The sequence below is a fragment of the Pseudomonas laurylsulfativorans genome, from assembly GCF_002906155.1.
Classification (GTDB): domain Bacteria; phylum Pseudomonadota; class Gammaproteobacteria; order Pseudomonadales; family Pseudomonadaceae; genus Aquipseudomonas; species Aquipseudomonas laurylsulfativorans.
In genome coordinates, this window is the sequence record NZ_MUJK01000001.1 from 489,612 (window position 1) to 516,575 (window position 26,964).

Genomic DNA, 26,964 nt, shown 5'->3' on the forward strand with positions numbered 1-26,964 from the left:
AGGGGGGCTGGCCCCCTGGCCACAATGTTCGGACGGTCAAAGGGGGGGATACAGAATCACCGCCGCCCGCAGCTTGCCTCTACCGAATCGGCACATCTTGTCGAATTCCGCATGGCTGACCGGCAAATGCTGGCAATCCAACGGCTGGCGATGCTGGCTGTGATCCACATCAGGATCGTGCAGATAGACGAACTCGTCGTCGACATCGGTCACGATCACCCAGTGAGGCGATTTGGAACGGGTCAGGCGATAGCTGCTGATCAGCACCAATGGCTGCCCGCCGTTTTCCAGTAATTGCGGCAGATTCAGCGGCCCGCCCACCTCACGTTCAACCTCACTGGCAAGCAGTTGAGCCGTGAACTCATCGTGCACCAGGCGCATTACGTCTTTTTTATGCTTGTCCCGCACACCATCGAGGAACATCGGTCCGGCGATGCTCAGTTGCAGTCGCACCCGAAACCCGCGGCGCCAGGCCGCCAATGCCAGGCCTTGGGGGCTGCAGCCGCCGTGACCGGAGGTCATGAACACGGTTGTCGCCTCGCGCCAGATCTGTAGTTCTTCGCGACGCTCGAGCAAACGGTCCCGTTGCAGCGCCCCCATGGCCATGAGCAGGCAAGCCGGGCCGCAGGTGAACTCGGTGGTCTGTGGGTAATAAGGCACTTTTATATGGCGTGAGTCGCTGTGCTGGAGGATGCGTTTTTCCAGGCGCAGTGCATCGGCATGGTCCTGGTAATAGTCATGAATCAGGGCGAAGCGCCGGTAACCGTTGCGTTCATACAGGGCAATCGCCGCTGGATTGTCGATACGCACCTCCAATCGCAGATACGCGCAATCGTGCTCCAGGGCACAGGCTTCGACGCGATCGAGCAACTGCTTGCCCAATCCATTGCCCCGCGCCTGGGCGGCGATGGCAATCGAATACAGACGCGCCAGTGACGTCCCCCGATGGAACAGCACCACGGCATAACCCAGCAGATGTTCACCACACTGGGCGACCAGCAGTTGCCCGTGCGCACGGGTGATCATCCATTGAAAACTGCGACTGTTGAGCCGATCGGTGGTGAAACATTGTTCTTCCAGTTGCAGTAGTGCAGGTAAATCTTCTATTGCCGCCAAACGAAAAAATGTATTCATATGACCACCGTAAAAGTTACGTAATGAAACGGGACTTTCAAAAAACTTCGTGCTTAATAGGAAAGGTCTTGTTCTCAAAAACGGATCGATCACTATGTCAGCGGTACAAGGTCATTGGCGCGAAGTATCCGAGCAAACTATGCCGGCAGCAATCACTTCTGCAACTTATTTAAAAGAGTCGAGTAGTACTTCCAGTCAGTTGATTATCATCGTCGAACGCAGGGAAGACTGGGCGTCTTACTTTCCCAGCGAAGACATCGTTACCGCTCAGGAGTACCTTGAGCAGACCCGCGATAACGAGCAGGGCAAGCGTGTCCAGGTGATCAACCTGTGCCGCAATTATAAGTACCTTGGGCACGGTTATTACTGCTCGCTGCTCGCGGAGGCTCGCGGGCACAAGGTGATTCCATCAGTGCGAACCATCAGCGAGTTGACCCGCAAGTCGCTGTATGGACTGGCACTGGATGATCTGGACAGAACTTTGGAGAAAGCCCTCAGTCATCATGCTTACAGTGATACCGAAGGGTTTACCTTGACCTTGTATTTTGGCAAGACCAATATTGAGCCCTTGCAAGATTTGGCGCGGCAGTTGTTTGAAGTGTTTGCTTGTCCGATTTTGCTGGTTGGTTTTCGCCGAACTAATGGCTGGCACATCGAAGGTATAAAATTCGGTGCGCTGCATAAGTTGCGCGAGGATCAGGAAGACCAGTTCGCCAACTCACTGGATAGTTTCAGTCGCAAGATCTGGCGTCTGCCACGTTCTCGCAGGTTGGCCCGTTATGACCTGGCCATTTTGCATGATCCCCAGGAAGCGCTCCCACCCTCCAACCCCAGGGCGCTGGACAACTTTGTCAGGGTCGGCAAGTCCCTGGGCATCGATGTCGAACTGATCGAGCGCAAGGACTATGCGCGGATCGCCGAATACGACGGCCTGCTGATCCGCGAGACCACCAGTGTCGACAACCACACCTATCGCTTCGCCAAAAAGGCCGAGAGCGAAGGGCTGGTGGTGATGGACGATCCGACATCGATCCTGCGCTGCACCAACAAGGTTTACCTGACCGACCTGCTCAAAAGCCATCAATTGGGCATGCCGGCCACTGAAATCCTCTACAAGGAGCGACCGGAAGACTTCGAGCGGGTCGGTGAACGCTTGGGCTTTCCCCTGGTGTTGAAGATCCCCGATGGTTGTTTCTCCAGGGGCGTGATCAAGGTCGAGAGTCAGCAAGCGTTGCTCGAAGCCACCGCAGAACTCTTCGAGCATTCCGTTCTGTTGCTGGCCCAGGAGTTTTTCTACACCGAGTACGACTGGCGCATCGGCGTACTCAACCGCAAACCGATCTTTGCCTGCCAGTACTTCATGTCCAAGGGCCACTGGCAGATCTACAACCACAAGGCCAAGGGCCCGGACATCAACGGTGAATGCCGCACTCTTGCCGTCCATGAAGCCCCGCGAGCGGTAGTGGAGTTGGCGGTGAAAACCGCCAATCTGATTGGCGATGGCCTGTACGGCGTCGACCTCAAGCAGTCCGGCGACAAAGTGGTGGTGATCGAAGTCAACGACAATCCCAACCTGGACGCCGGCATCGAAGATGCCTACCTGCAGGACGACCTGTACTCACTGGTGCTGGAAGAGTTTGTCCGGCGCCTGGAGCTCAAGCGTCGCGGCCAGGCGTGGTGAGACGTCGATGATCAAGAGTTTTCAATTGACCGGCGGAACGCTATGCGCCGTCGAACGACTGGACGCCGAGGTGATGCTGTTCAGTAACCCCGACGCGGCCGAGCGCGACCTGCTGCACAGTCATTTCAAACTCGATGAACATGCGCTGGCCTCGGCGCTGGACCCTGACGAGGTGTCGCGCATCGAGTTTCATCCCGACAACCTGTTCCTGATCTGGAAGCGACCGGACAATTACTCCGGTGCTGACAGCCTGGGGTTCCAGGTGTCGTCTTGTGGCCTGCTGTTTTCTCCGGGGCGATTGCTGGTGATCGCCACCGATGACGCACCGCTCAACGGGCTCGGCAAGCGCCAGGCGCTCAATACGCCGCTGGATGTCCTGCTCGATTTGCTGTTCAACAACATTCATCACTATCTGGGGCACTTGAAGGTCATCAAGCTGATTGCCCGGGAACTGCAGCAGAAATTCAACGCCTCGATGCAGAACCAGCATCTGATCCAAATGTTCAATCTCAGCGAAAGCCTGATCTATTACATCAACGCGATTCACAGCAATGGCGCCGTCCTGACCCGACTGCGCAACCATGCGCAAAAGCAGTGTTTCAGCGCCGAGGCCATTGACCTGATCGATGACCTGATCATCGAAAATAACCAGTGTTACAAGCAGGCGGAAATCTATTCAACGGTGTTCTCCGGGCTCATCGATGCCCGGGGCAACCTGATGAACAACAGCATGAACAACCTGCTGCGCAAGTTGACGTTGATCAACGTGGTGTTTCTGCCATTGAACCTGATTGCGAGTATTGGCGGCATGTCCGAGTTCAGCATGATGACGGCGGGGATGCCGTGGTGGGTTTCCTACCCGTTGCTGCTGTCGGCGATGATGCTCGGGGCGGGGGCTATGGTAGTCGGGCTCAAGCGGTTGGCGAAGTGAGATTTCGATGGCGATCCTATAGTCAGCGCAATTTCTGGATCAGCCCACTTGCTCGACATTCAACAATTTTTTCCGATTCTGTAGCCCTCGCACTACCAGATACAACAACGGCCCAATCGACACAAACACAGCGGTGATCATTAGATAAGGCACCACCGAAAGCGCCGACTGCCCGCGCTTTCGTGTATCCAGGTACATCCAGATGCCCGCCAGCGTCGCCAGCAGATAGAGATCGATCACCACCTGTGCGGTATCCGGGCGGGACATCAGGCTGATGCCGAAGTCGATCAGCGATTGTTCAGCCTGGAGCATCACCGAAACGGTGTAGGCGGCAAAGGCGATCAAGGTGATCAGGGGCAAGGCAATGGCATTCATGTGTTCCTTCCTTGGGCAATGACTGGAATCAGCAGCCTATAGCGACCAGCCCAAATTTGCCATTGACTTGCCATCAGCGTCCGGCTAAGTTCGAGCCATGACTTCCACCGTATTGCGCTGCCAGCCAAGCATTATTACCGCCATTCCTCATTTGGCGGGCTAGCTCACGACTGCAGCACCCAACCCGCCCTAGAGGCGGGTTTTCATTTTCTGTCTCCCGGGCCCCGATCAATGTCAGGAGACGATCATGAGCTTTACAACCGACCAGCAAGCCCTGCTTGAACGCTACGTCAAAAAAATCCTTGCCGCGCCGGTGTATGAACTCGCCGTGCGCACGCCGTTGCAAGCGGCACCGGCCTTGTCTGAAGCCCTGGGCAATCAGGTGCTGCTCAAGCGCGAAGACTTGCAACCGACCTTTTCCTTCAAGATCCGCGGTGCCTACAACAAGCTGGTGCAACTGAGCGATGCGCAAAAGGCTCGCGGCGTGGTCACGGCTTCTGCCGGCAATCATGCCCAGGGCGTGGCACTGGCCGCGCGGGAGTTGGGGATCAACGCCACCATTGTCATGCCCTGTACGACACCGCAACTGAAGGTCGTCGGGGTGCGCAGTCGCGGCGCCGATGCGGTACTGCATGGTGAAAGCTTTCCGTTTGCGCTGGCCTATGCACTGGGCCTGGCCGAGCAAACCGGTCGAACCTTTGTTTCTCCCTTCGACGACCCGGAGGTGATCGCGGGGCAAGGCACGGTGGCCATGGAAATCCTGCGCCAGCATCAAGGTCCGCTGGAGGCGATCTTCGTGCCGGTGGGGGGCGGGGGGCTGATCGCGGGCATCGCCGCTTACGTCAAATACTTGCGGCCGGATGTTCGCATCATCGGCGTCGAGTCGGAGCATTCCGCGTGTCTGCAAGCGGCGATGCAGGCCAGCGAACGGGTGGTGCTGCCGAGCGTCGGCACCTTCGCCGATGGGGTGGCGGTGGCACAGGTAGGCGCTTACGGCTTCGAGGTCTGCCGGTTTTGCGTCGATGAGGTGCTGACGGTCAGCAACGACGAACTTTGCGCCGCGATCAAGAATATCTACGACGATACCCGCTCGATCACCGAACCTTCCGGCGCGCTGGCGGTGGCCGGTATCAAGAAGTACGTGGCTCGGAGCGGGGTTCGTGGTCAGACCCTGATCGCCATCGACTCGGGAGCCAACATCAACTTCGACAGCCTGGGGCATGTGGCCGAGCGCGCCGCGTTGAGTGGCGCCCCGGCATGACGGCGCGGGCAGGCCGATAGCCGGCTTATTCCTGAACGGCTTTCTCGACCTTGTTCGATGCCGACCAGATTCGGTAGCGCACTTCGATGTCCTTGGGCACGTACAACACGAGCGGCAACTTGCTGTTGTATCGCAGCAGGAAGCCGTCGCCGACCACCGGGACAAAATCCTGTCTGCTCGTGCCGGCCGGGCAGGCCATCAGTGTGCTCATCGGGCCAATGACTTTTTCCAGGCGATAGAACGGGTAGCCCCAACCTTCGAGGTTTTTCTCCTCGAGAATGCCGCCCAGACGGGGGTGATTACAGTCTACGGTCATTGTTTTGCCGGCCAGGATCTCGACCTGGAAGTCATCTTCCCGAGCCTGTGGCGCGAGGTGAATCACCTGGCGGGTAAACCCGCTTTCGGCCTTCGGATAGGGCGCAGTTTCTTCGAGTTTGGCGGCATGTACAACGCCAGCAAGCCCCAGTGCGAACAGCGCTGCGCTCGCGTTGACGGTCAATGAATTCATGTTGCCTCCTTGCTTGAAGTGAAGGACGGCATTTTCACTGTCGTGTGCAATGAATGCAAACCCGCAGGGCCGAGCGTGCAAATTGCGGACGTGTGAGGGGTGTTTATTGCAATCTGCATGACAGGCTTTAAAGGTGATTTGCCTAACTTCTTGATTTACCGATGAGCTGCACAGCGAAACCCAGGGCATGTTTTATGCTGTAGCTGTCCTTGAAGCTTGCCGGGATTTCACATGAGCGAGCACTGATCGTTGATTGGCAGTCTCACAAAGGAGAGGGTCGCCATGTTTCTTTCTGCCCTGGAAATTCGCAACATCATCGAAAGCAGCTTTCTGCCCAAACGCTGCCAGTGCACGCTGTCACCGGATCTGTCGATGACCGTCAAGGTCTATGCCGACGGGCAAACCGATCACCTCGATCTATTGGTCACTGGCATCGATGCCTCTGGGCTTAACGGTTGTCGTGAAATAAACGAGTTGATTGCCCAACTGCGGTCCAAACAGCATTACATAGAGGTCGAGCCGCACTCGATGTTGGGCAAAGCGCTCTAGCCTGCGGTTTCAAACTCCACAGAGACGCGCCGGGTCTGGAAGAATGCCAGGCCCAGCGCCAGTTCAACTCAGCCATTCGCCAAAACCCAGTAAAGTCAATCCCCAACTGCCGACCACGAAGCCATGGCTCAATTTCAGGCTTTTCGGTCAGCCCTGGTTCTCGCACGCGTCGGACAGTTTACGGTAGGTGATTTCTGCGGTTTTCCCCGTGTCATCGATGTACTTCATGTCGGCCTTCACCACTTTGCACTCCAGTGTGTCGGGCTCGGTCAGTGAAATCACTTTGCTGACATGCAACGGCATGCCGTAGTGATAAGGCACGGCCTGAGAGGTAGCAGTGTCATTGGCTTGAGCCAACCCGGCAAATACAGTGCAGGCGAGAGCGGCGGTAACCAGCAGGGTGCGAGTGTTCATCAGCGATCTCCGGTGCGGACGGAATGTCAGTTCGATGTGTGGCTTGTCGAACCTGCCGCACTGGGCGTCAGAACAGTCTGAGGGCGTGCGGTCCTGTGAAGTGTTGGACCACACGGTTAAGCGAGGGTTAATCCGGCTGAACGCCGCCTGTCGCGAATGTACGGTCACGGGTATTAGTTAAGACCATCGGGCGCCTGTTAGAAAGTCATCGCGAGCAAGCTCGCTCCCACAATGCCCGAGCGTAGACACCAATGCTGTGAACGACCCGAAACCCTGTGGGCGCGAGCCTGCTCGCGAAGAGGGCCTTGAAGTCAGCGAAGTTGCTGCCGGTAAGGCAGATCCGGGCCGGTCTTGCTGCACGTCAACGCCGCCGCCTGCACCGCGAAATTCAGCATGCTGTCGATCTGCTCGCGGCCAAGTTGCTTCACACCCTCCACCGAGTCCAGCTGCTGTTCGGTCAGCCAGGTAATCAGTGCCGCCTGAAAGGTATCGCCTGCGCCCACGGTGTCGGCGATTTTTACCGTACAGGCAGGAGCCGACCACGAACCGTGAGCCCGGCTGAACACGCTCGCGCCTTCGCCGCCCCGGGTCAGGAACACCAGCTGACAGCGGTGCTGCAACCAGCCCTCGATCACTTGCGCCGGATCCTGGCCCGGGTACAACAGATGCAGGTCCTCGTCGCTGACCTTGATCAAGTCGGCCAGCTCTACCAGCGTCGCGACTCGCGCGCGCCACAGGTCAATGTCGGGCTGCGGGTTCAGGCGCACGTTCGGATCGAGGCTGATCAGGCGTTTGCCGCTTTCCCGACGTACCAATGCCAACAGTGTGTCGGCAATCGGTTGAACCACCAGAGAGAACGAACCTACATGCAAGCCACGAACTTCAGATCCAAGTGTCGGCAGGTGTTCCGGTTTCAATTGTCGATCCGCGCAGCCTTCGCCGCGGAAACTGTACTGTGGCGAGCCATTGGCCCCGACTGCGACCATCGCCAGGGTGGTCGGCGCGGCAAAGTCCAACAGGTAGCCTGTCTGCACGCCCTCATCTTGCAGCACCTGCAGTAGGCGCCGGCCCAGGTAGTCGGTGGACAACCCGGCCAGCAGCGCCGTGTCCACGCCCAACCGGCGCAAGCCCACCGCCACGTTGAACGGTGAGCCACCGGCGATGGCTTTGAAGTTCACATTGGACGCCAGACCGCTGGCGTCGTTTTCACTGAAAAAATCGAACAGCGCTTCGCCACACACCAGGTACATAGTTGTTCACTCTTCAAAGGGTTGCGACATGCTGTTGATAGCGTTCATACGCCTGCTGACAGGCTTGTACATTGTCGGCGACCGGCAGGGTTTCACTGGCCGGGTCGAGTTTCACACAGCGCTCGCACAAGTGCGCCAGACTGTCTTCGTGCCCGTTTGCCCAGGATACACACCAGGCCGCCTGAATCGCCGCACCCAGGGCCGCGGCCTCGCTTTGTTCGGTGCAGATCACCGGTGTATTCATGGTATCGGCGACGATCTGCCGCCACACCGTGCTTTTCGAGCCACCGCCGATCAGCCGAATGCTGCGGCTTTGTAAGCCATTGTGGCGTAGCAGGTCCAGCCCGTAACGTAAACCGAACGTCGTGCCTTCCACCACCGCGCGGCACAGGTTGGCCCGGGTCAGGTTGGTCATGGTCAGGCCCGTCAGGCTGCCGCTGGCATGGGGCAGGGCGGGCACCCGCTCGCCGTTGAAGAACGGCAGCATGCACACACCTTCGGCACCGATCGGCGCCTGGGCAACGAGCTCGTTGAATTGATCGATGTCGAGTTCCAGCAGGTCGCGAATCAGCCCGGTGGCATTGGTCAGGTTCATGGTGCAGATCAACGGCAGCCAGCCGCCACTGGACACCCGTGCCCGTGGGTTGATGCCCAGGTGTTCGGCAATCCCCGGCAGTATCGTGCCGACCGGCTGATGGGCATCGATCAGTTCCGGCAGGGCCGCTTGCAGGCGCCCGCTCGGATCGATGTCAAGCAACAATTGCAAATCCCACTGACGGGTTCGAACGTTGAAATACCCGGTGCCGGAGGCATCGCCGTACTCACTGCAACTGCGTCCGGTGAGCCAATGGTTGAGAAAGTCGTGGGGCAACAGTATGCGGGCGATCCGGGAAAACACCTCGGGGTGCTGCTCTTTGGTCCATAACAGTTTGGACAGGGTGTAGCCTGGCGCAATGACCACGCCCAGGCGTTCCAGCGAAGCCTTTTCACCGCCCAGATGGGCCAGCAGGCGGTTATTCTGCGGTGTGGTTTCGGTGTCACACCAGAGTTTGGCCGGGCGCAGCACCTTGCCCTGATCGTCGAGCAGCACCAGGCCGTGCTGCTGCCCGGACACGCCAATGCCCTGGATCGACTGGCCATCGACCTTGGCCGCCAACAAAGCGCGGCGGGTGGCGATGGCGAAGGCTTCGAGCCACTGGTCAGTGTCCTGCTCGCGACGGCCATTGGCGCCGCTGATCAGGCTGTGGCTGGCCGCTCCATGACCGAGCACTTCACCACTGGCCGCATCGAGGATGATGGCTTTGGTGCCCCGGGTGCCGCAGTCGATGCCGAGGTAGTGTTGTTGGGTTGTCATGCAAAGTCCCTGGATCGTCAGGTGATTATCATTGAAGCCAATCGCGAGCAGGCTCGCTCCCACAGGGGATCTTCAGAGGACACACATGTTGTGCGCGATGCTATCCATTGTGGGAGCGAGCCTGCTCGCGAAAGCGCCAGGAGTTACACCACTGACACTACGCCAGGACCCGCTCCAGAGTTCTTGACACCCCCACTTCCCGCAAACTGTTGCAGCACCACTCGAACGCCGCGACAAACTCCGGCGCGCGCGCGATCGTCGTACCAAAAATCTCCTCGACCGCCAGCAAACGCTGGGTGATCAGCCCATCATCGGCTAACAGTGCCTGGCAGAACGCTGCGCGCGGGTCAGGAATCGAGTAGGTCTCGCCATGCTCATCCACGCCTTTGAGGTACAGCGCCCACGCCGCCACCACCAACGCTGCACGCTTGGTCTCACCGCCATCGACGATCAAGCGGTTGATGGTCGGCACGGTGAATTTCGGAAACTTCGACGAGCCGTCGGAACACACCCGTTCAAGCTGATCGGCAATTGCCTGATTGGAGAAACGCGCCACCAGCGTGTCTTTGTACGCGGTCAGGTCGATGCCCGGCACCGGCGCCAGTTGCGGGGTCACGTCCAGATCCATGTAAGCACGCATGTAGCGCACGAACAGTGGGTCGTTCATGGTCTCGTGGACGAAGCGGTAACCCTTCAAGAATCCCAGGTACGTCAGCGCCAGATGACTGCCGTTAAGCAGCTTGATCTTCATGTCTTCGTAGGGCGTGACGTCGTCGGTGAATTGCACGCCGACCTTTTCCCAGGCCGGGCGTCCGTTGACGAACTTGTCTTCCAACACCCATTGCACGAAGGGTTCGCAGACCACCGGCCAGGCATCGTCCACCCCATGCTGGTCGGCCAGTTGCAGGCGATGCAGGGTGCTGGTCATCGGCGTGATGCGATCGACCATCGCGTTGGGGAAACTGACGTTGGCATCGATCCAGTCGCGCAAATCGCTGTCGTGCAAGGCGGCGAAGGCCAGAAGGGCCTTGCGTGTCACTGCGCCGTTGTGTGGCAGGTTATCGCAGGACATCAGGGTGAAGGCCGGTGTGCCCGCGGCGCGGCGCCTGTCCAGTGCCGCGCAGAGGAAGCCGAACACGGTTTTCGGGGTGTCGGGGTACGCCAGGTCATGCTGGATCTGCGGCAAGTGCGGCATGAATTCGCCGGTGCTGTCATCGATGCAGTAGCCACCTTCGGTGATGGTCAGCGAGACGATGCGGATCTCGGGACTGGCCAGCTTGTCGATCAACGCCTGGACGCCGTCTTCAGCCAGCAGCATGTCGCGAAGGGCGCCGATCACCCGCACTTCGGTGTCGTTGCTGTCGCCGAGTTCGAACAGGGTGAACAGGTAATCCTGTTGCTGGAGATCGTCACGGGCGCGGCGGTCCTCGGCACGCAGGCCGACACCACAGATTGCCCAGTCCAGCGCTTCTCCGGTGTTCATCAGCGCATCGGTGTAAAACGCCTGATGGGCGCGATGGAAGCCGCCGACGCCGATGTGCGCGATGCCTTGGCGGGTATCGCCCAACACAAAGGCGGGCAGGACCACTTCGGGCGCGAGGCGGTTGAGGTTCTGTCTGTTCAGTTTCATCGCAGGCTCTTGCAAATCAGGCAGCAACGCGCAACGGGCGTGTCAACGCCACGCCGTCGGCATCGAATAAATGGCAGTGTCGGGCGTCCAGAGGCAGGCTCAGGGTTTCACCGTAGCGGCTGGCCAGGTCGCCGCGAGCGCGCAGGGTCAGGGCTTCGCCAGATGCCGTCCGCACGTGGCAGAAGGTGTCACTGCCCAGGCGTTCGCTGACATCGGCGGTGACCTGCAAGGTGCAGTCGCCGGGTTTGGCCAGCTCCAGATGTTCCGGGCGAATGCCCAGCGTTACCGCGCCGCCGACGCTCAGGTGCCGACCGCTCAAGGGCAGGTTGATAGGGGCACCGGCGTCCAGCTGCACTTCACAGCCCTGGCCGTCTACACGGGTAACCTTGCCCTTGAGGAAGATCATTTTCGGTGTGCCGAGAAAGCCGGCGACGAACAGATTGGCAGGCTGGTGGTAGAGATCCATCGTGCACTCCTTTTCTGCACCCGGCGGGGTACAGAAGGACAGTTATTGTTTTTGTGTCTTCCGAAGGCAGGAAGAATGTGCACTGATTACAACCTTCAATACGGACGATGACAAAGCGTTGGCAGCACTTAGGCTAATACTATTTTGCACTGATGGAGTGTTGCTGAAATGCTAGCCCTTGCTTTGCGTTACCTCAAACGGGCGCTAATATCTGGATCGACTCAATTGACATGGTTTGTCCGGTGGCCAATCTGAACTGCATGAAGAATCCTCCATTCGCATCGGCTTTGGCACCTTGAATCAGATACAAACTGTGCTCTCGAAAGGGCATCCCCTTGATCTCGCCGACACCAGCGGGATGCGTAGCAATCAATGTTTCCCCGGGAAAAAGACCGCGGAGGCGGATTAATACCCGGACATCAACCGACGGCGGCAGTTGTTGTCCAAAATCCCGCTGGGCATCGGTTGAAAACCAGCAGTACATGTTGGCGATGTCATCGCGTCTGACTTCACCTTCGCCCGTCCAGCCCCCGGTTTCTCCCGGCGTGTCGAAGCGTACGTATTCGTTGATGTTTGTTGGAGCGACGGAATCTTGCGGGGACTCTGGGCACATGGTCTGAGGTCTCGATGTGGATGGTCGGAGATCCAAGCATGGATAACCCATCACGACCAAACCACTGTCAAAACTACCAGTTTCGACCAGCGGCTATCCGAGATTTTGCTCGGTTAGCCGCTGCACCACCAGTCGTCGGTAGTGCGAAGGCGTCATGCCCTTGAGTTGCTGGAAGCGCCGGTTGAAGTTGGAGATATTGTTGAAGCCCGATTCGAAACACACGTCGGTCACCGGTTTGTCGCCATCGGCCAGCAACTCGCAAGACTTGCTGATCCGCAGTCGATTGACGAACTCGATGAAACAGCGCCCGGTGGCCTGTTTGAACACGCGGCTGAAGTACGTCGGCTTCATGCCCAGGTGTGCCGCGACTTCCTCCAGCGGCAGCTCCCTTGCGTAATGAGCGAAGATGTAATCCACCGCGCGGTTGGTGCGGTCGACGCTGTTCTCGTCGGCCAGTTGCGGGGTCGTCGCGCCGGAGAGCAACTGGTAATCGTCGCAGGCCGCAAGCAGTTCCAGGAGGATGAAAAAGTGCCCGAGGCGGGTCATGCCCTGGCTGTCGGCGATACGCTGCATCAGGCCCATCGCCTGGTGGATCGTGTGCTTGCAGCGAAACTCGATGCCGTACTGCGCGCGTTCCAGCAACGGCGCCAAGGCCTTGAGTTCGGCGAATACCTGATAGCCGCTGTCGAACAGCTCGTCGGTGAAGTTGACCAGCATATCGCGCTTGGGAACCACTTCGTCCTCGGCCACCTGGCTGATCCAGTTGTGGGGCAAATTGGGGCCGGTCAGGAACAGTGTCTGCGGATAGAAATTGCCGATGTAATCGCCAATAAACACCTTGCCGGAGCTGGCGACGATCAGGTGCAGTTCGTATTCCTTGTGGAAATGCCAGCGCACCAGCGGGCAGGGAAAACCATGCTGGCGGTAAATGATGGACAAGCCGTTGTGGTCGTCCATCAATTCATAGGAAGGATCGGTAACTCTGGTGGTGCGGGTCATGTCAGGGCGCTTGTGTTGTTATCCCGCCCGGATCATGCCTCCTGCCGGGTGAGTAACGCTACTACCGCCTGTTTGCGTGCTCATGCAAGGCATGGCCGTAAACCGCTTTCATGCTGGTCGCGCTCCAGCAATAACGGACGATTTCGGATTCATCGAAAAAGTCGGTACTGATGAGGCTGCAACGCGTAACCCAGCCTCCCGTGGTGTTGAACCAGTCGTTGATCTGCCGTTTGATGTTCGCGGGCCCGCCGAGCAACGAATAGGTGGTCGCGGACAGTGACCAGAGGAATGTCTCATCGGGCACCTCTTCCAGGGTTTGTGCGATATAGCGTTGCAGTTCGGCGGGGCTGGAAAAGGTCTGGTCGCGCCACTTGTGCGGGATACGCGGCCAGAAATAAGCGCCATCGAGGTCCGGCAGGGCAGGTGCCGCGATGATCACACGACGATGCCGGCTCGCACTTTTCAGTTCACCAACCGTTTTGAAACCGTCGCCAGGCAGGACAGCCCGCCGCCCAAGTTGACGTATGAGCCAGTCATTCAGCCTTTTATGATCGAAAGGCTTGTTGCCATCGGCCAGTTGATGGAAGTCCAGCACGATGAATTCATCCGGGTTTCTATCGAGGAATAGCAGCACCGCGTCAATCAGGTCGTCCAGGACGCGGTGCGAGCGAAAGCCGTTGTGATGAAAGTAGAAGCCGGATCGAGTCGCACCGGCCGAGTCGCCCAGTCGGATATCAAAGGCGCGGGCGCCGTTGTCCAGTTGCCAGGCAAAGGTGTCGTTCTGACAAATCGTCCAGTGGCCGAGTACGACATCATGATTGGGCGCTTTTTTGTCCATGCCGCAGTTATGTGCGCAAGGCCATACAATGTCAGTCAGTTTTAGTTTGTCTATCTCCAGCGTGTTGCTCATCCAAGTTTGCTTGTTGAGTAATCCTATTGCGCTATCAGCCATGCTGACTCCTTGTTATTCAATGGAACCGTCCAATGGTTCAACTGCTTTTAGGTTGTGGCAGGCGTGAAGTTAGCTTGTCTGATAGCGCAAAGGTGTTATTTATTTGGTGCGTCGCTGTGCTTTGATTATGTTAGCGGCCCGGCAGTTGTGCACGAGGCGAGACTCTTCGAAAAAATCTGCATTGATAATGCTGCAGTTGAACACCCAATTACCGGACTCCGGATCGAACCATCGATCGAGGTGCTCCTTGATGTCCACAGGTCCCAGCGCGATGCTGTAACTGGTCGCGGAGAGCGACCATGGCATGGAGCCAATGGGTGGGGCCTGTAATGTTCGGGCGATGTGATTTTCCAGTTCGACGACGCTGGTGTCCTCAATCCCGCTCCACCGATGTTCGATTCTCTGGAGAAACCAGGCAGGATCCAGAGCCTCGTGGCGATTGGCGGCCAACCAGACTCGTTGTACGTGGCTTGCCTGTTTCAATTGCCCCAGATTCAGGTGCCTGTTGCTCGACGGAATGACTCTCTGCCCCAGGTGCATCAATAAAAACCTGCCGAATTCTCGATGGTCGAAGTCGACATTACCGGATTTCAGCTCATGGAAATCCAGTAGCACAAACTCATCAGGGCTTTCCTCAAGGAAACGAATCACCTGCATGATCAGGTTTTCCAATGAGCGGGATGAGCGTATCCCGGCGTGCTGGAACCAGAACGTGCCGACGCCGCGGGAGTCCACGTGATATTCGATTCTGGCATCGATGGCGCGCGCGCCATTGCGCATCTGCTCGTAAAAAGAGTGGCTCTGGCATGCCACCCAATGAGCAACACCGGGTGCTGCATACGTGGCCTTTTTGTCTACCCCACTATTATGGGCTCCCGGCAAAATCAAATCGCCAAGTGCCAATGTCTCGATTATTGAATCGGACGCCATCCAGTGGCTGAGTTTGAAATTTTTCAGTGCGAAATTGTTCATTGAATGCATCCTTGCATAAATGGAGGTTATTAACTTTGTTGGGTGTGTATGTAGTTAGAAATTGCTGTTTGTTTATAATTTTCAAGGGTCGAAATTACAAACGCCGACTTGATACCAGAGGTATCTTGTCGGCGTCTTTTTGAGTCTTGCTGCAAGCGGTTTGGCTAAACGTGTCTGCTGTCCATCTTCATGTTGTGTGGGTGCGATTTTTGACCTCGATCCATTGCGCCATGTATTGAGTGCTCTTGTGCTGATGATGACGCAGCATGCTGCCGGTAAAGTTATCTCGTCTGATGTTTGCCAGATCCCGTTGGCATTCGACCAGCCGCTGGATCAAGGCCGGGCCATGAACGGATTTCTGGTAACGGCGGGCAAGCAGGGTGTGTGCGTGCGTCTGGGCGTCCAGCCAACGGGTCTTGTCATTGTGGAGTTGCACGGCTTGATTGGCGAACTCGCGTGCCGAACAGGTCACTGCACCGGGCCACGCCTCGTCGCCGTGCATCGCCTCCGCACCGACAGGTGTCGTCACATTAGGTGTGCCACAGAGCATCGCATCGACAATCTTGCCTTTGATTCCCGCGCCAAATCGCAGGGGCGCCATACAGACACGCGCCGACGACATGACTTGCAGGGCGTCCTCGGCCCAGTTCATCACATGAAAGCCTTGGGCCGGGTTATGCAGGGCAGTCGCCTTGGGTGGGGTGTAGGCCCCATAGATATGTAATTGAGCGCCGGGCAATTGCTCGCGAACCAACGGCCAGATAGCGGTTTTCAACCAGAGCACCGCATCCCAGTTGGGCGCATGGCGAAAGTTACCGATATGAAGAAAGTGTGCCCGGTCTTCGTACGCAGCTGGCGCACCGGTCGGAAGATCGACCATCAATGGGCACCAGTGCAATAGGTTGCGCGCAATCCTGAACTGCTCGACCAGCAATTCGATTTCCACCTCGGAAACCATCAGCGTCAAATCACAGCGATAAAACGAGGCGATCTCGCGCTTCGCCAGGTCGGTATCGGCCATGTACTCGAATTCTTCACGCGCTGCCTGGGCGAACAGGTCGCTGAAGTCATTGTTGTCCTCACTGCCCTTTAAACGCACCTTGAGGCGTTGATGCCGGCCATGCCTGAGACTTTGCAGGTCGCAACTTTCGAGCACGCGCAACGCATCGGGACAATGCTTTTCGACACGCCAGCCGAACTGCTCCTCCATCATGAATTGATCGAACAACACAATGTCCGGCGCCAGTTCGCTGATGAAGGCGTCGAAACTGCTGTTGTTCAGCTCGATGGGAACTTCGTGTATTCCCATCGCTGTCAGGTCTGCACGTTGCTCACCGAAGCCCGCCGGGCTGCTGAACGTGATGTCCCAGCCCTGTTGCAGGAGAACCTCGAGAATTTGCATGACATGCCCGCTGGCCGCGGAAGAGCGGGGCTCGGGCCAGACGTAACCAATGACCAGGACTTTGGTTGCGTGGGGCTCAATCATGTACGGGAGTTCCTTGAAGCGAAGACAGGTTAGGGACAAAAAAGGCGCGCATTAAACCACAGCGCAGCGCAGGGTCACCCGAGAATGCTTTTGACCTTGTCGCGCAACTGATCAATGGAGAACGGTTTGCCGATCAAGTGCATGCCTTGAGGCACTTCAATGTTTTCGGCGTAGCCGCTGGCAAACAGGATGGGCAGGCTGGGGCGTATCGTGCGGGCGAGGGTGGCCAGTTCGCGGCCGTCCATGACCGGCAGGCCAACATCAGTCATCATCAAGTCAATGTGTTGGTTCACGTCCTTGAGCGTCTCCAGCGCCTGTTCGCTGCCATCGGCTTCCAGCACCGTGAAGTCCAGTTCCTCCAGTACGTCGACGATCAGCATGCGCACGATGGCATCGTCTTCGACGACGAGGATGGTGGAGGCGTTGGCGGATGACATGGTCGAATTCCCGAAAAGATTGGTATTGCCGGTCGCAGCAAATCGCCGGCCTATTGCATGAGTAATGTCGGATCCCGACAAGTTCCCAGCGCAATGGAAAAAGCGTTCACGGCGCTGCCCAGGCAAGGATAACGCGGACACAGCGCAATGTAGGACATTGCGCGAAAACATGTCAGAAAATTGGATCAATGTGCCAGTTTTGGGGCAAACTCCCTGCATCCTGACAGTTCGACAAGGCCTGCCCCATGACCTCTGCGTCCTCGGTTGATGAGCAACGATTTCGTAAACTCCTGAGCCGCAACATCAGCCTGCCGTTGGGTCTTGGCCTTATCAGTGCTGTGTTCTTCGTGTCGCTGATCACCTATTTACTGTCGACGATCCAGTGGGTGGAACACACCGACCGGGTGATCAATAACGCCAATGAAGCGGTCAAACTGACCGTTGACCTGGAAACCGGGATGCGCGGTTTCCTGCTCAGTGGCGACGAACATTTCCTCGATCCCTACGAAACCGCCAAGCCGCGAATTGCCGTGGCCCTCAACACCTTGCTCGAGCTGACCGCCGATAACCCGGTGCAAACCGACCGTTTACTGCGCTTGCAGGCATTGCAGTTGGAGTGGACCAGTTATGCGCAGTCGATGATCGATCTGCAACGCAGCAGTGGTGATTATCGCTCCGCGGTCAAGGCCGGGCGCGGCAAACGCTTGACCGATGAAATTCGCAAGCAGTTCGAAGAAGTGATCGATACCGAGCAGCAACTACGCACATCGCGCAATGGTGAAGTGCGACGCACCACGGTCATGAGCATCAGCCTCTATCTGTTGTTCATCGCCGGCGTCAGTGGCTTGCTGGCGTATGTCGGGCGCCGCGATTTGCTCAACCTTTCGCAAAACTACAGCGTCAATCTCGCGGCCCAACAAGCCAGCGCCCGTCGCCTGGAGCAACAGGCCTGGCTGCGCAACGGCCAGACCGAACTCGCCGAGCAGGTATTGGGACAGTTGAGCTTGAACCTGCTGGGACGCAACATCCTGCAATTCTGCGCGCAGTACCTGGGCACCGCCGTGGCGGCTATTTATGTGCGCGAAGACCACGGCGGCCTCAAGCGCATCGCCACCTACGGTTTTTCTCGTGAACAAGAAGAACGTGAACAGCAGATTTACAGCGAAGAAGGCATTGTCGGCCAGGTGGCGCAGCAGGGGCGGCTGATTCGCCTGGACGAGGTTCCCGGGGATTATTTCAAGGTCAGCTCCGGTCTCGGCGACGGTTTGCCGCGCAGTGTGCTGGTGGCGCCAACCAGCGACGACGACCGGGTCAATGGCGTGATCGAGTTGGGCTTTCTGCGTCCACTGACGGACCGTGACATTGAATTGCTTGAGCTGATTGCCGGCAATATCGGTACCTCGATCGAAGCTGCACGCTATCGCCAGCGATTGCAGGAGGTGTTGGCCGAAACCCAGCAACTCAATGAAGAATTGCAGGTTCAGCAGGAAGAACTCAAGACCGCCAACGAAGAGCTCGAAGAACAGTCGCGGGTTCTCAAGGAGTCCCAGGCGCACCTGGAAACCCAGCAGGTGGAACTGGAGCAGACCAACGAACAACTTGCCGAGCAGGCAGAAATACTGGCCGAGCAACGCGACGCCATGGACCTGAAAAACACCGAACTCAATCAGGCCCAGATCCAGCTCGAAGAACGCGCATTTGAGTTGCAGCGCTCGAGCAAGTACAAGTCCGAATTCCTCGCCAACATGTCCCACGAACTGCGCACACCGCTGAACAGCTCGTTGATTCTGGCCAAGCTGCTGGCAGAAAACCCCGAGGAAAACCTCAGTGCCGAGCAGGTCAAGTTCGCCGAATCGATCTATTGCGCCGGCAATGACTTGCTCAACCTGATCAATGACATCCTGGACATTTCCAAGGTCGAGGCCGGCAAGCTGGAAATCCGTCCGGAGAACACCAGCGTCACGCGTCTGGTGGAGGGACTGCGTGGGATGTTCCAGCCCTTGGCCACGGACAAGCAGCTGGATTTCCAGCTCGATGTGCAGGAAGGCGCGCCGCTGATGCTGTTCACCGACCGCCAGCGCCTGGAGCAGGTCCTGAAGAACCTGTTGTCCAACGCCGTGAAATTCACTGAAGGCGGTAGTGTCAGCCTGTCCGTCGCCACGGCGCCGAACGACGGCATTGCGTTCAGCATCCGTGATTCCGGGATCGGCATTGCGCTGGATCAGCACGAAAGCATTTTTGAAGCGTTCCGCCAGGCCGATGGCACCACCAATCGACGTTATGGCGGTACCGGGCTGGGTTTGTCGATCTCCCGTGATTTGGCAGCTTTGCTCGGCGGCTCCATCAGCGTGACCAGCACGCCGGGGCAGGGCAGTGTGTTCACCTTGGTACTGCCTCAACAGTATGTGGAACCGGGCGATGGGCCTGTTGAACCGATGCGAGCGGCTCCTGTGGCGGCTGCACCGAGTGTATTGCCATCCACATTGTCGCCACTGATCGCCGACGTCGACATTGCGCGGTTCGACGACGACCGCAACAAGGGTCCGTTTACCGGCCGTTGCATTCTGGTGGTGGAGGATGAGGCGAACTTTGCGCACATCCTCTACGACCTTGCCCATGAACTGGGTTATCAGTGCCTGGTGGCCCACGGCGCCGATGAAGGTTATGACCTGGCCAAGGCGTTCATCCCCGATGCGATCCTGCTGGACATGCGCCTCCCGGATCATTCCGGCCTGACCGTGCTGCAACGCCTGAAGGAACACGCCGAAACCCGGCACATCCCGGTGCACGTAATTTCCGTCGAAGACCGGGTCGAAGCGGCGATGCACATGGGCGCCATCGGCTATGCGGTCAAACCGACCACCCGCGAGGAACTCAAGGACGTGTTTGCACGCCTTGAAGCCAAGCTGACGCAGAAGGTCAAGCGCGTGCTGCTGGTCGAGGACGATGACTTGCAGCGCGACAGCATTGCCCGCCTGATCGGCGACGATGACATCGAGATCACTGCCGTTGGCCTGGCTCAGGAGGCGCTGGATCTGCTGCGCACGTCCGTTTTCGATTGCATGATCATCGACCTCAAACTGCCGGACATGCTCGGCAACGATTTGCTCAAGCGCATGTCCACCGAAGACATCTGCTCCTTTCCACCGGTCATCGTCTATACCGGGCGCAACCTGACCCGGGATGAAGAGGCTGAACTGCGCAAGTATTCGCGCTCGATCATCATCAAGGGCGCACGCTCGCCAGAGCGGTTGCTGGACGAGGTGACGCTTTTTCTGCACAAAGTCGAATCGCGGTTGTCCCATGAACGGCAGAAGATGCTCAAGGTCGCCCGCAGCCGCGACAAGGTCTTCGAGGGCCGCAAGGTGCTGCTGGTGGATGACGATGTGCGCAACATTTTCGCCCTTACTAGCGCGCTGGAGCAAAAGGGCGCCGTCGTGGTCATTGGCCGCAACGGTCGCGAAGCGATCGAACGATTGAATGAGGTGGAGGACATCGATCTGGTGTTGATGGACGTGATGATGCCGGAGATGGATGGTTTTGAAGCCACCGTTGAAATCCGCAAGGACCCGCGCTGGCGCAAGCTGCCAATCATTGCGGTGACGGCCAAGGCCATGAAGGACGATCAGGAGCGCTGCCTGCAGGCCGGCGCCAACGATTACCTGGCCAAGCCCATCGACCTGGATCGCCTGTTTTCACTGATTCGTGTGTGGTTACCGAAGATGGAACGTATCTAGTGGAGCGCAATTTTTCAGTGGAGCGAAACAGCGAAATCGAATTGCGGTTGTTGATCGAGGCGATCTACCTCAAGTACAGCTACGATTTTCGCGATTACTCCGGCGCATCGATCAAGCGCCGGGTCAATCATGCGTTGAGTCAGTTCGAGTGCAATACCATCTCGGCGTTGCAGGAAAAGGTCCTGCACGACCCCACCGCGTTCATGCAACTGCTGCAATTGCTGACCATTCCGGTCAGCGAGATGTTCCGCGACCCCTCGCACTTCCTGGCCATCCGCAAGGAAGTGGTGCCGCTGCTGCGAACCTACCCTTCGATAAAGATCTGGATCGCCGGATGCAGCACTGGTGAAGAGGTCTATTCGATGGCCATTCTGCTGCGCGAAGAGGGCCTGCTCGACCGTACGATCATTTACGCCACCGACATCAATCCGCGCTCCCTGGAAAAAGCCAAGCAAGGGATATTCTCGATGGAGAACGTCCGCGCCTACACTGCTAATTACCAGCAGGCCGGTGGCCAGTGTTCGTTTGCCGACTACTATACGGCGGCCTACGGATACGCGATTTTCGACAAGACATTGCGCGAGAACGTCACGTTCGCCGATCACAGCCTGGCGACGGATAGCGTATTTTCAGAAACTCAATTAATTTCGTGTCGCAACGTATTGATTTATTTCAATAAAAAACTTCAGGATCGAGCGTTCGGATTGTTTCATGAGTCCCTCTGCCATCGCGGATTCCTGGTGTTGGGCAGTAAGGAAACCCCGGATTTCTCGGCCTTCGGCAATCAGTTCGAGCCGCTGGTCAAACAGGAACGGATTTACCGAAAATCATGAAAAGTGCAAAGGGTTTGCCAGTGATCGAAGCCATTGTCATCGGTGCCTCCGCCGGTGGCGTAGAGGCGCTGCTGAATATCCTCGGACCGCTGCGCGAAGGCTTCGCGCTGCCGATCATTGTCGTGCTGCACTTGCCGGACGCACGCCGCAGCCAATTGGCGGACGTGTTTTCCCGTCGTGTTGCGCTGCCGGTGCTGGAGGCGTGCGACAAGACCTCGGTCGAGGCCGGCACGCTGTATTTCGCCGCCCCGGGCTATCACTTGTCGGTGGAGCAGGACCGCAGCTTTTCCCTGAGTCTGGAGCCGCGAGTGCATCATTCGCGACCTGCCATCGATTACCTGTTCGAATCGGCCGCCGATGCGTACGGCGCCCATCTGGCCGCGATATTGCTGACCGGCGCCAATCACGACGGCGCACGCGGGTTGGCCCAGGTCAAACAGCACGGTGGCATGACCATCGTGCAAGACCCGCAGGAGGCTCAGGTTTCCACCATGCCCCAGGCTGCACTGGACCTGCACCAGCCGGACCACATACTTCCCGTAAGCGGCATCGGCCGTCTGCTTGTCGAGCTGGAACGAATCGCATGCTGAGTAATATCAAGGCCAAACTGCTGATCGTCGACGATCTGCCGGAGAATCTGCTGGCGCTCGAAGCGCTGATCAAGCGCGAGGACCGGATCGTGTACAAGGCACTGTCCGCTGATGAAGCCTTGTCACTGCTGTTGCAACACGAATTTGCCATGGCCATCCTCGATGTGCAGATGCCTGGCATGAATGGCTTCGAGCTGGCCGAGTTGATGCGTGGCACGGAAAAAACCAGGAACATCCCGATCGTTTTCGTCAGTGCCGCCGGGCGTGAAATGAACTACGCCTTCAAGGGCTATGAAAGCGGTGCCGTGGACTTCCTGCACAAACCGCTGGACATCCACGCGGTCAAGAGCAAGGTCAATGTGTTCGTCGACCTGTATCGCCAGAGCAAGGCGATGAAGGAACAAGTGCTGGCCCTGGAGCAAAGTCGCCGCGATCAGGAAACCCTGCTCAAGCAGCTGCAAAACACCCAGCTGGAACTGGAGCAGGCGGTGCGCATGCGCGATGACTTCATGTCCATTGTCGCCCACGAAGTGCGCACGCCGCTCAATGGCCTGATCCTTGAAACCCAGCTGCGCAAGATGCACCTGGCCCGGGACAACGCCGCCGCCTTCACCCTGGACAAGATGCACGCCATGGTCGATCGCGACGAACGGCAGATCAAAAGCCTCATTCGCTTGATAGAAGACATGCTCGATGTCTCGCGCATTCGCATCGGCAAGTTGTCGATCCGACCGACGCGGTTCGATCTTTCGACGCTGGTTCGCGATGTGCTGCACAACTTTTCCCAGCAGATCGACGCCGCCGAGGCATCGGTCACCCTTGATGCCGAACAACCGGTGATCGGAAACTGGGACGAGTTTCGTATTGAACAGGTCATTTCCAACCTGCTGACCAACGCCTTGCGCTACGGGGCCAAGAGCCCGATCTCGGTGAAGGTCTACAGTGAAGGTGGCCAGGCGCTGGTGGACGTACAGGACCATGGGATCGGCATCAGCGAAGAAAACCAGAAACGCATTTTCCAGCAGTTCGAACGCGTATCGGCCAAGCACGCCGTCGCCGGACTGGGCCTGGGTTTGTTTATTTCAGAACAGATTGTGGCGGCCCATGGCGGTACTATTACGGTCCAGAGCCGGATTGGCGAAGGCGCCTTGTTTCGCGTTTGTCTGCCGCTGTAGGAAAACAGCCAGATAAACGCAACCTCTGATCGACCCCACGGTCGTATCAGCAGCAATTGACCGAACAAAGGCTTCCCATGAGCGAAGATGCACAAGATGTAGTACTCGTCGTCGAAGACGATCCCTCGATTCTGATGGTGCTGTCGGCTTACCTGTCGGGCGAGGGTTATCGCGTATTGCAAGCCGAAAACGGCGAACAGGCTTTTGAGATCCTGGCGAGCAAACCGCACCTGGACATGATGATCACCGACTTCCGTCTGCCCGGCGGTATCTCCGGCGTGCAGATCGCCGAGCCCGCCGTGAAGCTGCGACCGGAACTCAAGGTGATTTTCATCAGCGGCTATGCCCAGGAAATTCGCGACACCGACAGCCCGATCACGCGCAGGGCGCCGATCCTGGACAAACCGTTCGACCTGGACAAATTGCAGGAGCTGATGCAGGACATGCTTTCGTAAGCGGTCAGGCGCTGAGCATCTCCCTGACCTTCGCCGTCAACAGGTCGAAGGTAAATGGCTTGGTGATCATCTGCATGCCCGGATCGAGGAACCCGCCGCGCACCGCTGCATGCTCGGCGTAGCCGGTGATGAACAGCACCCGGAGCTCGGGTCGCAGTTGCCGGCCGATTTCCGCCAGTTGCCGGCCATTCATGCCGGGCAGGCCGACATCGCTGATCAGCAGGTCGATGCGCTGCGCCGAATCGAGGATCGGCACCGCGCTATCGCCATCACAGGCCTCGACGAAGGCATAACCCAGATCGCTCAACACCGTGCTGACCAGCACCCGCACCGCCGGATCGTCCTCGACAATCAACACCGTCTCGCCATTACTGGCGAAGGGCGAATGTACGAGGTCTTGTGGATGATCCTGGGGCAGGTCACCACCAAAGCGTGGCAGAAACAGACTGACCGTGGTGCCTTCGCCTACTTTGCTGTGGATGGCGACATGGCCGCCTGACTGTTTGCTGAAACCGTAGATCATTGACAATCCCAGCCCCGTGCCCTGGCCGATGGGTTTGGTGGTGAAGAACGGATCAAAGACGCGGTTGATGATGCTTTGCGGCATACCGCAGCCGGTATCGGTCACGCTGAGCACCACGTAATCGCCGGCATCGAGATTGCTGTGGGCTTGCGTGAAATCCAACTCCAGGTGCTGGTTCGAAGTGGACACCACCAGTCTGCCGCCATTGGGCATGGCATCGCGGGCATTGATCACCAGGTTGAGCAGGGCGCTTTCCAGTTGATTGGGATCGGCTTTGGCCACCCACAGCTGCTCGTCCAGTTGCATGTCCAGGCGAATGCTTTCGTTGATGCTGCGTTGCAACAACTCATCCATGGAGATCACCAGGGTGTTCATCTCCACGGGTTTGGAATCCAGCGACTGGCGGCGGGAAAACGCCAGCAGCCGGTGAGTCAGCCCCGCGGCACGGTTGGCTGAAGTCACCCCCAGATCGATCAGGCTGTCCAGGTCTTCCATTCGCCCCCGGGCCAGGCGTCGACGCAACAATTCAAGGCTGCCGATGATGCCGGTCAGCATGTTGTTGAAGTCGTGGGCGATACCGCCGGTAAGCTGGCCGACCGCTTCCATTTTCTGCGACTGGCGCAACGCTTCTTCGTTGTGGTGCAGTTGCGCAGTGCGCTCTTCCACCTGCTGTTCAAGGGTCTCAAGGGTGTTTTGCAGGCGCAGTTCGCTCTGGCTCAGGTCGATCAGCCGGTCCCTGGCTTCGTACTGTCGTCGCCGCCCGCGCAATGCCGTGGTGACCAGGCTGATCAGCGTGACAGGGTGAAAGGGCCGTTCGAGGAAGGTCACGTTGCCCAATTGCGGGCCGAAGCGTGATGCCGGGTTCTGTTGCGGGCCGCCATGGTGCGTCATCAATACGATCGGCAGGTCCGACCATGCGGGCTGCTGTTCAATCAACCGGATCAGCGGTTCCAGGTCACCACCGAGCAGTGCCTCGGAGGAGATCAGCAGCAGGCCGGCACCCTGTTGCAGTTCTGCGCACAATCCTGGCAGGTCGCGACTGATCACCCCGTGAAACCCTGCCTCGTTGAGCATCATCAGGGCTAACTGGCTGTCGCGCCCTCGTGGTGCAAGGATGATTGCGCGTTCGGGCGTCGCTTGCATGGCCGTCACCGGATCTCGTCCGCGAGCAACGGGTTGCTGGCCCCAAGATAGGTGGGGACGCCACGCAACACACCCTGGAAGGCTTCCAGCGGTTCACCGATGGTCATGCCCTGGGCGCTGATGCGGTATTCCCGGATGGTCGATTCATGGCTGCCGGTACGTTTCTTGATGATCGAAATGGCCCGCCGTACCTTGCCCAGTGCTTCGAAGTAACGCAGCAGAATGACCGTATCGGCCAGGTAAGTGATGTCGACCGGGGCCTGCATGTCACCGACCAGGCCATGCTGGGCAACCGTCATGAAGGTCGCGGCGCCTTGGCGATTGAGGTACAGCAGCAACTCGTGCATGTGCAGCACCAAAGCGTTCTCCTCTGGCATCGCCGCCTGATAGCCATTGATGCTGTCGATCACCACGGTTTTGATATTGCCTTCGTCGACACAGCGCCGGACCCGGTGGGATAACTCGCCGGGAGAGAGTTCCGCCGCGTCCACTTGCTCGATCAGCAAATTGCCGCTGTCTTGCAGGGCTTGCAAATCGATGCCGATGTTCTTCATGCGCTCGAACAGCAACCCCATCTCTTCATCGAAAATGAACAGCGCGGCTTTTTCACCCCGGGCCACGGCAGCGGCGGCGAACACCATGGAGATCAGCGATTTGCCGGTCCCGGCCGGACCGAGAATCAAGGTGCTGGAACCGGTTTCGATGCCGCCGCCCAGCAGCGAATCCATTTCACGGATGCCGCTGGTCAATTGCTGACGCAGGTATTGACCGCGATGTTCGGCGGCCACCAGGCGCGGGAAAACATGCACGCCGTCGGCCATGATGGTGAAGTCATGAAAGCCACCCCGGTACTTCTGGCCGCGGTACTTCACCACTCGGATGCGACGTCGTTCGGCGCCATAGTTTGGCGTCAATTCTTCCAGGCGAATCACGCCGTGGGCGACGCTGTGCACGGTTTTGTCCAGGGACTCGGTGGTCAGGTCATCGAGCAGCAGCACCGTGGCGTCGTAACGCACGAAATAGTGTTTGATCGCCAGGATCTGCCGGCGATAACGCAGCGAGCTTTGCGCCAGCAGGCGAATCTCGGAAAGGCTGTCCAGCACAACCCGGGTCGGTTTGATCCGTTCGACCACTTCGAAGATCTGGCGGGTCGCTTCGCCCAGTTCAAGGTCGGAGGAATAAAGCAGCGTCTGCTGCTGTTCGGCATTGAGCAGGCTTTCCGGTGGCGTCAGCTCGAAGATATGGACGTTTCCATCCATCTCCCAGCCATGGGACAAGGCGCCCTGGCGCAACTCGCGTTCGGTTTCGGACAGCGTGATGTACAACGAGCGTTCACCGGCTTGCGCGCCTGCCAACAGGAAATGCAACGCCACGGTGGTCTTGCCGGTGCCCGGCTCGCCTTCCAGCAAAAACACATGACCGCGAGACAGCCCTCCATCGAGGATGTCGTCCAGACCTTCGATGCCGGTGGCGGCCTTGGTACGGTTCATATCGTT

Annotated in this window: 24 protein-coding genes and 1 pseudogene; 9 read left to right on the plus strand and 16 right to left on the minus strand. The window is 58.1% G+C overall.

Annotated elements, in window-relative coordinates; genetic code table 11:
- Positions 1 to 36: 36 nt before the first annotated feature.
- Complete coding sequence (locus B0D71_RS02245; protein WP_103393279.1) at positions 37 to 1,134, minus strand: GNAT family N-acetyltransferase/peptidase C39 family protein; 1,098 nt, start codon at positions 1,132 to 1,134, stop codon at positions 37 to 39.
- A gap of 139 nt (positions 1,135 to 1,273) precedes the next feature.
- Between B0D71_RS02245 and B0D71_RS02250 the strand changes: the two genes are divergently transcribed.
- Complete coding sequence (locus tag B0D71_RS02250; RefSeq protein WP_165798674.1) at positions 1,274 to 2,815, plus strand: RimK family protein; 1,542 nt, start codon at positions 1,274 to 1,276, stop codon at positions 2,813 to 2,815.
- A 7-nt stretch (positions 2,816 to 2,822) separates the two neighbouring features.
- Complete coding sequence (locus B0D71_RS02255; protein WP_103393281.1) at positions 2,823 to 3,746, plus strand: magnesium transporter CorA family protein; 924 nt, start codon at positions 2,823 to 2,825, stop codon at positions 3,744 to 3,746.
- Positions 3,747 to 3,785: 39 nt separating this feature from the next.
- Here the strand turns inward: B0D71_RS02255 and B0D71_RS02260 are convergent, their stop codons facing one another.
- A complete protein-coding gene (locus B0D71_RS02260) occupies positions 3,786 to 4,121 on the minus strand; it encodes a DUF2834 domain-containing protein (protein WP_103393282.1) in 336 nt (111 codons plus the stop codon).
- Between the two features lie 247 nt (positions 4,122 to 4,368).
- Here B0D71_RS02260 and ilvA point away from each other — a divergent pair, with 247 nt between their 5' ends.
- Complete coding sequence (gene ilvA / locus B0D71_RS02265) at positions 4,369 to 5,382, plus strand: threonine ammonia-lyase, biosynthetic (protein ID WP_103393283.1); 1,014 nt, start codon at positions 4,369 to 4,371, stop codon at positions 5,380 to 5,382.
- 25 nt (positions 5,383 to 5,407) lie between these two features.
- On the opposite strand, the gene eco is transcribed toward ilvA, so the two are convergent.
- The gene (gene eco / locus B0D71_RS02270) at positions 5,408 to 5,890 is read right to left on the minus strand and encodes a serine protease inhibitor ecotin (protein ID WP_103393284.1); all 483 of its coding nucleotides are present in this window, start codon (positions 5,888 to 5,890) and stop codon (positions 5,408 to 5,410) included.
- Between the two features lie 282 nt (positions 5,891 to 6,172).
- Here eco and B0D71_RS02275 point away from each other — a divergent pair, with 282 nt between their 5' ends.
- Entirely contained in the window at positions 6,173 to 6,439 is a 267-nt protein-coding gene (locus B0D71_RS02275) for a DUF1652 domain-containing protein (protein WP_103393285.1), read from the plus strand.
- Positions 6,440 to 6,586: 147 nt separating this feature from the next.
- Here B0D71_RS02275 and B0D71_RS02280 read toward each other — a convergent pair whose 3' ends face one another.
- The 11 genes and pseudogenes from B0D71_RS02280 to B0D71_RS02330 all read right to left on the minus strand — a co-directional run bounded on the left by B0D71_RS02280 (position 6,587) and on the right by B0D71_RS02330 (position 17,012).
- Positions 6,587 to 6,853, minus strand: coding sequence for a DUF2790 domain-containing protein (locus B0D71_RS02280; protein WP_103393286.1), 267 nt, complete (start codon positions 6,851 to 6,853; stop codon positions 6,587 to 6,589).
- 311 nt (positions 6,854 to 7,164) lie between these two features.
- Positions 7,165 to 8,103: a carbohydrate kinase family protein gene (locus B0D71_RS02285; RefSeq protein WP_103393287.1), complete on the minus strand. Its 939-nt coding sequence runs from the start codon at positions 8,101 to 8,103 to the stop codon at positions 7,165 to 7,167.
- 13 nt (positions 8,104 to 8,116) lie between these two features.
- Entirely contained in the window at positions 8,117 to 9,457 is a 1,341-nt protein-coding gene (locus tag B0D71_RS02290; protein ID WP_103393288.1) for a xylulokinase, read from the minus strand.
- A 157-nt stretch (positions 9,458 to 9,614) separates the two neighbouring features.
- Entirely contained in the window at positions 9,615 to 11,087 is a 1,473-nt protein-coding gene (locus B0D71_RS02295) for a mannitol dehydrogenase family protein (protein ID WP_103393289.1), read from the minus strand.
- Between the two features lie 16 nt (positions 11,088 to 11,103).
- Positions 11,104 to 11,553 (minus strand): annotated as a pseudogene (locus tag B0D71_RS02300) (TOBE domain-containing protein); the annotation flags it as partial.
- 193 nt (positions 11,554 to 11,746) lie between these two features.
- Positions 11,747 to 12,166, minus strand: coding sequence for a hypothetical protein (locus B0D71_RS02305; protein WP_103393290.1), 420 nt, complete (start codon positions 12,164 to 12,166; stop codon positions 11,747 to 11,749).
- A 93-nt stretch (positions 12,167 to 12,259) separates the two neighbouring features.
- A complete protein-coding gene (locus B0D71_RS02310; protein WP_103393291.1) occupies positions 12,260 to 13,165 on the minus strand; it encodes an AraC family transcriptional regulator in 906 nt (301 codons plus the stop codon).
- 61 nt (positions 13,166 to 13,226) lie between these two features.
- Positions 13,227 to 14,117 carry a phosphatidylinositol-specific phospholipase C domain-containing protein gene (locus B0D71_RS02315; RefSeq protein WP_103393292.1) on the minus strand — a complete coding sequence of 297 codons (891 nt, stop codon included), beginning with the start codon at positions 14,115 to 14,117 and terminating at the stop codon, positions 13,227 to 13,229.
- 99 nt (positions 14,118 to 14,216) lie between these two features.
- Positions 14,217 to 15,089, minus strand: coding sequence for a phosphatidylinositol-specific phospholipase C domain-containing protein (locus B0D71_RS02320; protein ID WP_103393293.1), 873 nt, complete (start codon positions 15,087 to 15,089; stop codon positions 14,217 to 14,219).
- Positions 15,090 to 15,276: 187 nt separating this feature from the next.
- Positions 15,277 to 16,575, minus strand: a complete 1,299-nt coding sequence (locus B0D71_RS02325; RefSeq protein WP_103393294.1) for a glycosyltransferase — start codon at positions 16,573 to 16,575, stop codon at positions 15,277 to 15,279.
- 74 nt (positions 16,576 to 16,649) lie between these two features.
- Positions 16,650 to 17,012 (minus strand): response regulator, encoded by a 363-nt coding sequence (locus tag B0D71_RS02330; protein WP_103393295.1) that lies wholly within the window; start codon positions 17,010 to 17,012, stop codon positions 16,650 to 16,652.
- 245 nt (positions 17,013 to 17,257) lie between these two features.
- Here B0D71_RS02330 and B0D71_RS02335 point away from each other — a divergent pair, with 245 nt between their 5' ends.
- The 5 genes from B0D71_RS02335 (at position 17,258) to B0D71_RS02355 (ending at position 23,802) form a co-directional block, all read left to right on the plus strand.
- Positions 17,258 to 20,749, plus strand: coding sequence for a response regulator (locus tag B0D71_RS02335; RefSeq protein WP_103393296.1), 3,492 nt, complete (start codon positions 17,258 to 17,260; stop codon positions 20,747 to 20,749).
- Entirely contained in the window at positions 20,749 to 21,582 is an 834-nt protein-coding gene (locus B0D71_RS02340; RefSeq protein ID WP_103393297.1) for a CheR family methyltransferase, read from the plus strand. The genes B0D71_RS02335 and B0D71_RS02340 overlap by 1 nt, the downstream gene beginning before the upstream one ends.
- A complete protein-coding gene (locus B0D71_RS02345; RefSeq protein WP_103393298.1) occupies positions 21,579 to 22,172 on the plus strand; it encodes a chemotaxis protein CheB in 594 nt (197 codons plus the stop codon). Before B0D71_RS02340 ends, B0D71_RS02345 begins: the two co-directional genes overlap by 4 nt.
- Complete coding sequence (locus B0D71_RS02350) at positions 22,166 to 23,347, plus strand: hybrid sensor histidine kinase/response regulator (RefSeq protein ID WP_103393299.1); 1,182 nt, start codon at positions 22,166 to 22,168, stop codon at positions 23,345 to 23,347. The genes B0D71_RS02345 and B0D71_RS02350 overlap by 7 nt, the downstream gene beginning before the upstream one ends.
- Before the next feature lie 77 nt (positions 23,348 to 23,424).
- Positions 23,425 to 23,802 carry a response regulator gene (locus B0D71_RS02355; protein WP_103393300.1) on the plus strand — a complete coding sequence of 126 codons (378 nt, stop codon included), beginning with the start codon at positions 23,425 to 23,427 and terminating at the stop codon, positions 23,800 to 23,802.
- A 4-nt stretch (positions 23,803 to 23,806) separates the two neighbouring features.
- Here the strand turns inward: B0D71_RS02355 and B0D71_RS02360 are convergent, their stop codons facing one another.
- Complete coding sequence (locus tag B0D71_RS02360) at positions 23,807 to 25,477, minus strand: ATP-binding protein (protein WP_103393301.1); 1,671 nt, start codon at positions 25,475 to 25,477, stop codon at positions 23,807 to 23,809.
- Entirely contained in the window at positions 25,474 to 26,958 is a 1,485-nt protein-coding gene (locus tag B0D71_RS02365) for an ATPase domain-containing protein (RefSeq protein WP_420825125.1), read from the minus strand. The genes B0D71_RS02360 and B0D71_RS02365 overlap by 4 nt, the downstream gene beginning before the upstream one ends.
- Between the last annotated feature and the right edge of the window lie 6 nt (positions 26,959 to 26,964).

Coding starts and splice junctions, on each gene's coding strand:
- eco (WP_103393284.1), bottom strand. CDS start 5,890: ATGAATTCATTGACCGTCAACGCGAGCGCAGCGCTGTTCGCACTGGGG.
- B0D71_RS02365 (WP_420825125.1), bottom strand. CDS start 26,958: ATGAACCGTACCAAGGCCGCCACCGGCATCGAAGGTCTGGACGACATC.
- B0D71_RS02245 (WP_103393279.1), bottom strand. CDS start 1,134: ATGAATACATTTTTTCGTTTGGCGGCAATAGAAGATTTACCTGCACTA.
- B0D71_RS02285 (WP_103393287.1), bottom strand. CDS start 8,103: ATGTACCTGGTGTGTGGCGAAGCGCTGTTCGATTTTTTCAGTGAAAAC.
- B0D71_RS02310 (WP_103393291.1), bottom strand. CDS start 13,165: ATGACCCGCACCACCAGAGTTACCGATCCTTCCTATGAATTGATGGAC.
- B0D71_RS02345 (WP_103393298.1), top strand. CDS start 21,579: ATGAAAAGTGCAAAGGGTTTGCCAGTGATCGAAGCCATTGTCATCGGT.
- ilvA (WP_103393283.1), top strand. CDS start 4,369: ATGAGCTTTACAACCGACCAGCAAGCCCTGCTTGAACGCTACGTCAAA.
- B0D71_RS02295 (WP_103393289.1), bottom strand. CDS start 11,087: ATGAAACTGAACAGACAGAACCTCAACCGCCTCGCGCCCGAAGTGGTC.
- B0D71_RS02350 (WP_103393299.1), top strand. CDS start 22,166: ATGCTGAGTAATATCAAGGCCAAACTGCTGATCGTCGACGATCTGCCG.
- B0D71_RS02315 (WP_103393292.1), bottom strand. CDS start 14,117: ATGGCTGATAGCGCAATAGGATTACTCAACAAGCAAACTTGGATGAGC.
- B0D71_RS02325 (WP_103393294.1), bottom strand. CDS start 16,575: ATGATTGAGCCCCACGCAACCAAAGTCCTGGTCATTGGTTACGTCTGG.
- B0D71_RS02355 (WP_103393300.1), top strand. CDS start 23,425: ATGAGCGAAGATGCACAAGATGTAGTACTCGTCGTCGAAGACGATCCC.
- B0D71_RS02260 (WP_103393282.1), bottom strand. CDS start 4,121: ATGAATGCCATTGCCTTGCCCCTGATCACCTTGATCGCCTTTGCCGCC.
- B0D71_RS02305 (WP_103393290.1), bottom strand. CDS start 12,166: ATGTGCCCAGAGTCCCCGCAAGATTCCGTCGCTCCAACAAACATCAAC.
- B0D71_RS02335 (WP_103393296.1), top strand. CDS start 17,258: ATGACCTCTGCGTCCTCGGTTGATGAGCAACGATTTCGTAAACTCCTG.
- B0D71_RS02280 (WP_103393286.1), bottom strand. CDS start 6,853: ATGAACACTCGCACCCTGCTGGTTACCGCCGCTCTCGCCTGCACTGTA.
- B0D71_RS02255 (WP_103393281.1), top strand. CDS start 2,823: ATGATCAAGAGTTTTCAATTGACCGGCGGAACGCTATGCGCCGTCGAA.
- B0D71_RS02275 (WP_103393285.1), top strand. CDS start 6,173: ATGTTTCTTTCTGCCCTGGAAATTCGCAACATCATCGAAAGCAGCTTT.
- B0D71_RS02330 (WP_103393295.1), bottom strand. CDS start 17,012: ATGTCATCCGCCAACGCCTCCACCATCCTCGTCGTCGAAGACGATGCC.
- B0D71_RS02250 (WP_165798674.1), top strand. CDS start 1,274: ATGCCGGCAGCAATCACTTCTGCAACTTATTTAAAAGAGTCGAGTAGT.
- B0D71_RS02290 (WP_103393288.1), bottom strand. CDS start 9,457: ATGACAACCCAACAACACTACCTCGGCATCGACTGCGGCACCCGGGGC.
- B0D71_RS02320 (WP_103393293.1), bottom strand. CDS start 15,089: ATGAACAATTTCGCACTGAAAAATTTCAAACTCAGCCACTGGATGGCG.